Genomic DNA, 8,097 nt, shown 5'->3' with positions numbered 1-8,097 from the left:
CGGTTAAGAACTGAGTAGGAGAGGTAGGGGAGGGAAGAACAGAAGTTTTTTCCGATCATTACCCGTCAAAATAAATTTGACGAACTACTACACTCTCCTGAAATTATCAGCACCATACATCAATTTAACTAATTCGCTGTAAGTAACCCACTTTCTCTACTCCCTTTCCACTAGGTGTGCGTTGTTTTAGCGGAAATACGTCTAAATTTTATTGACAAAATACCAATTTAATGTATGAACCAATAAATCCCAATTTATTTATCCCTCTTCGGTCAGAGTGGGATAAGTAGTGAGACAGAATTAATTACACAATGTCATTGCGTAAGCGTTGCGTGGCGTTAGCCATATGGAACGTTGAAAACAAGGAGAGAAAATCTAGAAATGAAGTTACCACCAAAAATCACAATCGCAGATCACTTTAAAGATTTAGAAGACACAAGAGTTGAGAGCATTCAAAGAGGCTATAAACAAAGGATTTGAGGGATTCAAATATAGTGAATTCAGCACAAAAGAAGACGAGCATGGAGGAGAAGAAATCCGTCATTATCTCATGCTATCAGACATAAAATAAAGAATAGATCCAGACAATAAATGGCTAAATCTTCAAAGTGTAGGAATGGTAGAATATATACGACAACTCAATGGAAAAACTCAATTTAAAACCCGTTATTATATTAGTAGCTTGACGAATAATGCCGAATTATTAGGACAATCAGTCCACAGTCATTGGGGTATAGAAAACTCATTACATTGGGTTTTGGATGTAGCTTTTAGAGAAGATGATTGTCGGATAAGAAAGGATAACGCACCACAAAACTTTGCAGTTCTCCGTCATATAGCAGTTAATCTTTTAGGAAAAGAAAAAAGCCAAAAACTAGGAACTAAAAGTAAGCGTTTTTGTGCAGGATGGGATGATGAATATTTAGAAAAGATTTTAGAATGTATCTGATAAAAATCATAAAATATAGACAAACATAAATATAAACAATTTATTTTTCTGTTGATTCTACAATAGAATCTAGATTTTTGATGTCAAAAAATATAGCTATTAATATATAGAACTTAACAAAATAAATCCATCATCAAAAATAAATAATTACTCTAAATTTATTAAATTTTTAGGATACTAATAAAGGAATTTATCAGATTTTGAATGAAATGACATATTTTTCCATATTGATGCACTAATATAGTATTTTATCAAGATAATAATTTAGATGCGTTTCCCCTGACCCCCTTGCGGAGTATAGATTATGCAAGTTAGGCAGTACAACTTATTATTTAGTCGGTTGGGTGAAATAGCTACACTCTTTTTTAAACTAGGTGTTATTGGCTTTGGTGGACCAGTTGCCCATATTGCCATGATTGAAGATGAAGTGGTGAAGCGTCGTCGGTGGTTGACACAAGACCATTTTCTCGATTTATTAGGTGCAACCAATTTGATTCCTGGTCCCAATTCCACTGAAATGGCAATTCATGTGGGATATATTTATGCAGGATGGGCAGGGTTGATTGTCTCAGGTGTTTGTTTTATATTACCTGCGGTTTTAATAACAGGTATATTTGCCTGGATTTATGTTAATTATGGTAGTCTACCTCAAATTGCACCTTTACTTTATGGTATCAAACCTGCTGTTTTAGCGGTTATTGTCAATGCCCTCTGGGGGTTAGCAAAAAAAGCGGTTAAAAACCATCAATTACTGATTATTGCTACAGCTGTAGGACTATTGATATTAATTCGGCAAGTGAATGAAGTAATTGCCTTATTGTTTGGGGGATTACTAGGTATGATTTGGTTACATCCTAGAAATCAAGACAAACCACCAGGAAATAAACCTAACTTATTGATTGCTGTCTTAACTACAGGCGCAACTTTACAGACAACATCTACAATTAGTGCTATGGCAGGTACATCTATTCCTTTATGGCAATTAGGTTGGTTTTTTCTGAAAGTTGGTAGTGTTTTGTTTGGTGGTGGCTATGTGTTAATTGCATTTTTGCAAGGGGGATTAGTTCAAGAATATGGCTGGTTAACACAACAGCAGTTACTAGATGCGATCGCTATTGGTCAATTTACCCCTGGTCCAGTGCTGTCTACTGCCACCTTTATCGGTTATGTCTTAGCTGGTGTACCTGGTGCGATAGTAGCTACCATTGGCATTTTCCTACCATCTTTTCTCTTCGTTGCTGCCTTAAATCCGGTTATTCCCCGTTTACGCAATTCTGCTTGGACAAGATCATTTTTAGATGCTGTGAATGCCAGTGCTGTAGCACTGATGGTAGTAGCTGCCTTGCAACTGGGAATAGCTACTTTAAAAATAGCAAAACCACCCTATGTAGATATTTTGGGGATAGCGATCGCACTCATCTCCACAGTTTTGATTACTCGCTACCGCATCAATGCTGCTTGGCTAGTTTTAGGTAGTAGTTTAATTGGTTATGGTGCTATGGCTTTAGGTTATATCAAATAAAATACCTGTTATGGGTGTAGATAGAGCAAACAATCCCAGCAACAGTAAACCAAAAAGTTTTTCCCAAAAAGCGATTCCTATAAAACACTGATGCTATCATCAAACAATCAGTAATATAAAATACTTTTTAATTCCCAGTGTTCTAACCAGTAGATATCATATAGATAACAATTACTTATGATTGGCTGGGTAATAATTTCTTGACGCTAACCGGATGGAATATAAATGCTTTCAACGACTTGATATTTCCTCTGTAGGGCTTGAGATAAAAAAGCTAACATCTGTTTGAGTGTGAAAAGTGTGCGATAAATTAATCGACTACCCTTCCTTTTACGGCTGATTTTGAGCCATAGTAGATTCACCCAGATATTAACTAGAAGAAAGGATATTCCAATGAATAGTAATCTCAAAACTGGATTTTTGTTATTCGTCTTAATTCGACAAATATTTTTCAGACGATAACTAGTTTCAATGCCAAATCTTTTTCGATAATCTTGATAGATATAATTTAAATTTGTTTTGACCTTATAAGCAAGATAAACAAAGTATTGAACTCCATGCTTTTTATGCTTTCCCTTTCTATATTTACAGACAATCCATAAATCAAATGTGACGAAATCATCTTTGTCTCTTGTAATGGTATAGGTAGTTTTATAACTTTTTTTACCCTTGAGAAATTGTTTGATTCCTCCTTTTTTTCCAGTCTTGATAGCAGGCATAAGAAAGGGGATATCTAATGCCTGTAACCATCTAATTACAGGAGTATTAAAAAATCCTCTATCCAAGTAGAGTTTTTTTACATTTATTTTGAGGGGTTCAAGTTCTGCTAATAAATAAGTAATTAAAGCCACACTAGTATCTAATTGGCGAACACCTCTTATTGCCAGAGTTACACGCTTATTATTACTAATAACGTATAAAGTGGCATAGGCGTAAAATGAATTAGTACCAGATTTAGCTTCACTTCGATATATGTAGGGTAATTCTGACGGTGTTGGTTTACCATAATAACAAATTAAATTTAAATCAATCGCTATTTTTAAACACCCCTTTTTTAATCCTAAAGGAATTCGACTTTTTAATGCTTGATTTATTTGCGCTTCTAATTCCTCAAAATTATTAATTTTATTGAGATGATATCTAATATCATTAGCTGTCGGAATATTTTTTAACAATTTAGCTGTGTTTTCAATACTGTCTCCAGTGCTGGCTGCTTTAACCAGAATCTCGAATAAAGTTTGTTGGTCACAGGCTCCTTGCGTTTCAATCGAAAAATTTTCTACTAAACACTGAATAACCTGCGTCTTGGGTTTCTGAGTCGGTTAAAACGAGTTCTTCTGTAGATTCGCCCTGCGTGGCTTTTGTTAGAGATGAAACAGTCAATTTTTTCAACCAATATGCTACACACTACATTCATCATTTCATATTTTGACCCAGTGCAAATTACTATAACTATTTCTTATGTATTTAGTATTTTATATCACATAAATGTCTATCGTATTTTGTTGTTGATGCCTGCTTCGTCTGTAGCAATAGCGTTAGCATTCCGTAAAAATCGCTCTTTGGGAAAAACTTTTTGGTTTACTGAGCAATGAATATTGAGCAAATCGGTTGAAAAATGTACGGCGTTTTGGTAAAAATGGTATTTTCATGGGAGAAATTTCTGGTAACTGTTCACACTCCCCCCCTATCTTTAACGAGAGATCAAGGGTTTCGATAATTTTAGAGGGGGGGGGAGTGAATAACTACAAATTTGGTATTAAAAACAATGAAACCCTTTATTTATATGGGTTATGGGGTAAATAAACTCATATCTGGCATAACAGGTACGGAAGAACCGAAAATGATGAAGTCAATAATCGATGACTAAAATAGAAGTGATTAGGCGTTATGGGGTTTTAGTAGAATGAGTTGGACAGAAAAACTAGAGCAGTTAAAAGAGTTATTTATAGAAATGGATCAGGCTTTAATAGCCTATTCGGGAGGAGTTGACAGTACATTGGTGGCTAAGATTGCTTATGATGTGTTAGGCGATCGCGCATTGGCTGTAACTGCGGTTTCTCCTTCTCTATTACCAGAAGAATTAGAAGACGCGAAAATTCAAGCCGCAACCATCGGAATTTCTCATAAAGTTGTCCAAACACAGGAAATGGACAATCCCAATTACACATCTAATCCAGTCAATCGTTGTTATTTTTGCAAAAGTGAATTACACGACACCCTCAAACCCTTGGCCTTAGAGTTGGGTTATCCTTATGTAGTAGATGGTGTAAATGCCGATGATTTACATGATTATCGTCCCGGAATTCAAGCTGCAAAAGAAAGGGGTGCGCGATCGCCTTTAGCAGAAATCGGTGTTACCAAAGCCGAAGTTCGGCAAATTTCCCAACAATTAGGTTTACCTTGGTGGGACAAACCCGCTCAACCCTGTTTAAGTTCGCGCTTTCCCTACGGTGAAGAAATTACCATTGCCAAATTACAGCGAGTCGGTAGAGCCGAAATTTATTTACGAAATTTAGGTTGGCAAAATTTACGAGTCCGTTCTGAAGGTGATACAGCCAGAATTGAATTATCACCGGATAAAATTAAAGATTTTGTCTCAACTACAGATTTACCAACTTTAGTATCCGCATTTCAAAACTGGGGATTTATCTATGTCACCTTAGACTTAGAAGGCTATCGTAGTGGTAAATTAAATCAGGTTTTACCTCAAATTGCATTAACAAACTAGGGCTGATTCTTCTAAACTTGATGATTGTCAACTTTAGAAGAATTTCTCACATATTCCCTAAAAACTGAAGATAATTGAAACAAGATTTTATCATTTTTTCTTTTCGTGACTAACGTTAAACTGTGGAATAATTCTTATGGAATTACCCTGATTGTTTTTATGTCCGCAAAAGAATCTGATCTAAAAATTCAGGCTCAAGTAATATTAGATGCAATAGCTTTTACTTCCTTTGAGCAATGTCAACCCTTAAACCGCAGGTTTGATAACATATCTCGAAGTCCTGGTATCTACGCTATTAGACACAAAACGGAAGGATTACTTTACATTGGTAAAGCACAAAATCTACGTAGTCGTTTCAGTGGAGGTCACAAAGCTTTTTTATGGGCATGGCTAGATAAATATAGAGACGAAGATGTGCGTATTGCAGTACAAGCAATTTCTCATTGGGAAAATCCTGGGCTATTATTGGAATTAGAAGCAATTATTCTCAGAGCTACTGAACCTCCTTACAACGTTCAAATACCAAGTGAGCAGTAACATTATGCAAGTAGAACTTTTAGAGCAACTTTCCGCTACTGACGCTAAAATTATCTTAGAACGCTTACCAGAAAAAATCAAAGCAGCTTTAATTGCCCGTGCTGCTGAAATTGACTATCCAGTAGAAGCTATTATTGAAATGGCGATCGCTAGTTTCCTAGATACCGAAGCATTAGGTTTCGCAGACTGCAAACCAGGACGAGGACAATAGCAAATAACAAATATATATTAGTATTATTTTAAACTAATATATGATACGTAATTTACTAATATTTACAAAAAATTATATACAAATCTTCCTCTATTTTAACTGTTGTGATAGAGAATAAAATCATTAACAGATGAACTTAAACCCTCTTTTAAATTGAGTATTTGAGTATTCACAAATTATTAGATATTTCTTGCTATCTTATTACAGAATGATTAAAAGATTTAAAAAATTCCAGATACCGTGATTGATCTAAATCAAGAATAAAAAGATTACGACGACATCTAGTAATGGCTGTATATATTAGTTCATCTGTAGTAAAATTATTGTCGTCAAATTCTCTTTCAATTATTAAAAATAAAGAATCAACTTCCCATCCTTTAAAACTATGTATGGTAGAAAATTTAATATTTCCACTATTCATCCAAAAATTCCATTTTTTATTTTTTCTAATCTTTTCAAGTTCTCTTTTTAATATATTCATAATTGCGTTATTGCGAGATACCTGTTTTAAAATAGGCATTATTTGAGAAACCCATCTATCATATTCAGTTCTTGTAATATTTTTCGTTCTCAGATACTCTGTCAATTTTTGCTCTACAACTGGATGGTTAATATGAAAACTATAGCATAATACTTTAACTATTACCTGATTTATATTGTCATTATTAGTATTATTAATAAACATATTTTTGAGTTCTCTAATCCTCAATTTGTATTGTCTAATTTCATTAATAATGTTATTTTGCCCTTCTAAATCTTGATTTTCGATGTTAAAATTTTCTATTATTTGTAATAAAATTAAGTAATAAGTTTCTAAACTTTCAAAAGTTGTTGTTGTTTTAATTTGCTGTGACTGCATTGCATATAAATTAATACTTCTTAATATCTCTATGGTAGAAGATTGAATACAGATATCATTCGGATGAATCATATATTTAATTGCCCGTTCATTACACATATTATAAATATATTCAGGTGAAGAATTCGTAACTGGAATATACTCAATAATTTGCTCTTGTTAATTAAAATTTAATTTCAATGAATTTTCAGTATTAATTGTTTCAATTTCATATTTTTGCTCAAAAAAGTTAGTTTGAAAAGCTGTTGCTAAACTAGATAGATGAGTGGATAAACGAAAAGTATCTTTTAATTTATTCCATCTTCCTCCAATGCCAGTATATGGTTTTTTATCCTTATCCATACTGCGTTGATATACATTCTGTTTTTCATCTCCAAAAACAACAAATTCACCTGCATTCTCTAAAAAACATTCACGAATAATTTTTACCCATTTTTCTTGATAATCTTGTATTTCATCTATAAAAATAGCTTTATAAGTATAAATATGCTCCTTCTGCACAACTTACTACTCCCCAAGTTTTAGGATTTTTTATTCTTGTTTCCAATAAATTTTCAATATGCAAATCATAAAGATTTTGCTTATAGCTGAGAACTTGATCAATAGGAGATTTTATTTTTGACCATTTTTTGCGATCTTGAGTAACAAACCAATGTTTTTTTTCATTGATGTCATAATTGCCTAAATTCCAGTCTTTTACTTCAAAAATCATCACTCCCGCATCGGGACGCATAAGAATGATATCTGGACGATCTCCATTCAGAAAAGGTTGAAAATATATTTCATAATTATTATCCAAATTTTCCGATAAAAATTTAAGTAAATGCAACTCACCCTCAGTAGGTTTCGGGCGTAATTGATGAATTTGTTCTAATCAAGGAAAAACTTGTGCCATAAAAAACTACAGTGATAGTTGTATCAACTATATCATATCTAGCAAAAAACAAAACCTCCACTAAATAAATAGAGGAGGCATTGTTGTATTAAATAATAGACCTGGCATCGAGCTATTTTCACGTGGGGCTACCCCCAAACTATCGTCGCCGCAGCAGCGTTTCACCTCTGAGTTCGGGAAGGGATCAGTGTGGTTCCACCGCGCCATAGACACCAGGAAAGAATTTAGAATTGAGAATTGAGAATTTAGAATTAAAGAATAATTTTAGATTCTAACTGAGGGTGTTCATAACCCTGAAGACTGCATTTGAGAAAGAGAAATCACAATAACAAATTGAATAGAGGTCAAGCCCTCGGTCTATTAGTACCCCTCAGCTTCATACATTACTGTACT

8 protein-coding genes, 1 rRNA gene and 1 pseudogene are annotated in these 8,097 nt (G+C 33.9%); 5 read left to right on the top strand and 5 right to left on the bottom strand.

The features are described 5' to 3' along the window. Positions 1 to 436: 436 nt before the first annotated feature. Positions 437 to 949, top strand: a pseudogene (locus tag AN486_RS25450) (ISAs1 family transposase); the annotation flags it as partial. A 304-nt stretch (positions 950 to 1,253) separates the two neighbouring features. Then, the gene (gene chrA, locus AN486_RS25445; protein WP_290602941.1) at positions 1,254 to 2,471 is read left to right on the top strand and encodes a chromate efflux transporter; all 1,218 of its coding nucleotides are present in this window, start codon (positions 1,254 to 1,256) and stop codon (positions 2,469 to 2,471) included. 206 nt (positions 2,472 to 2,677) lie between these two features. Here the strand turns inward: chrA and AN486_RS25440 are convergent, their stop codons facing one another. Next, positions 2,678 to 3,664: an ISH3 family transposase gene (locus AN486_RS25440; protein WP_290602942.1), complete on the bottom strand. Its 987-nt coding sequence runs from the start codon at positions 3,662 to 3,664 to the stop codon at positions 2,678 to 2,680. A gap of 713 nt (positions 3,665 to 4,377) precedes the next feature. Between AN486_RS25440 and larE the strand changes: the two genes are divergently transcribed. The 3 genes from larE (at position 4,378) to AN486_RS25425 (ending at position 5,950) form a co-directional block, all read left to right on the top strand. Next, complete coding sequence (gene larE, locus AN486_RS25435) at positions 4,378 to 5,202, top strand: ATP-dependent sacrificial sulfur transferase LarE (protein ID WP_190382966.1); 825 nt, start codon at positions 4,378 to 4,380, stop codon at positions 5,200 to 5,202. Between the two features lie 159 nt (positions 5,203 to 5,361). Beyond that, entirely contained in the window at positions 5,362 to 5,739 is a 378-nt protein-coding gene (locus AN486_RS25430; RefSeq protein ID WP_168360085.1) for a GIY-YIG nuclease family protein, read from the top strand. A 4-nt stretch (positions 5,740 to 5,743) separates the two neighbouring features. Further along, positions 5,744 to 5,950, top strand: a complete 207-nt coding sequence (locus AN486_RS25425) for a hypothetical protein (RefSeq protein ID WP_096669087.1) — start codon at positions 5,744 to 5,746, stop codon at positions 5,948 to 5,950. A gap of 193 nt (positions 5,951 to 6,143) precedes the next feature. On the opposite strand, the gene AN486_RS25420 is transcribed toward AN486_RS25425, so the two are convergent. The 4 genes from AN486_RS25420 to rrf all read right to left on the bottom strand — a co-directional run bounded on the left by AN486_RS25420 (position 6,144) and on the right by rrf (position 7,921). Next, positions 6,144 to 6,881, bottom strand: coding sequence for an ATP-binding domain-containing protein (locus AN486_RS25420; RefSeq protein ID WP_290602939.1), 738 nt, complete (start codon positions 6,879 to 6,881; stop codon positions 6,144 to 6,146). An 87-nt stretch (positions 6,882 to 6,968) separates the two neighbouring features. Further along, entirely contained in the window at positions 6,969 to 7,310 is a 342-nt protein-coding gene (locus tag AN486_RS25415) for a UvrD-helicase domain-containing protein (protein WP_290602938.1), read from the bottom strand. Further along, positions 7,282 to 7,638 carry a nuclease-related domain-containing protein gene (locus AN486_RS25410; RefSeq protein ID WP_290602937.1) on the bottom strand — a complete coding sequence of 119 codons (357 nt, stop codon included), beginning with the start codon at positions 7,636 to 7,638 and terminating at the stop codon, positions 7,282 to 7,284. The genes AN486_RS25415 and AN486_RS25410 overlap by 29 nt, the downstream gene beginning before the upstream one ends. A 165-nt stretch (positions 7,639 to 7,803) precedes the next feature. Continuing rightward, a 5S ribosomal RNA gene (gene rrf, locus AN486_RS25405) occupies positions 7,804 to 7,921 on the bottom strand. Positions 7,922 to 8,097: the final 176 nt, after the last annotated feature.

The organism is Anabaena sp. AL93 (assembly GCF_001672085.1).
GTDB lineage: Bacteria > Cyanobacteriota > Cyanobacteriia > Cyanobacteriales > Nostocaceae > Dolichospermum > Dolichospermum heterosporum.
This window is presented reverse-complemented; position numbering and strand designations above follow the sequence as displayed.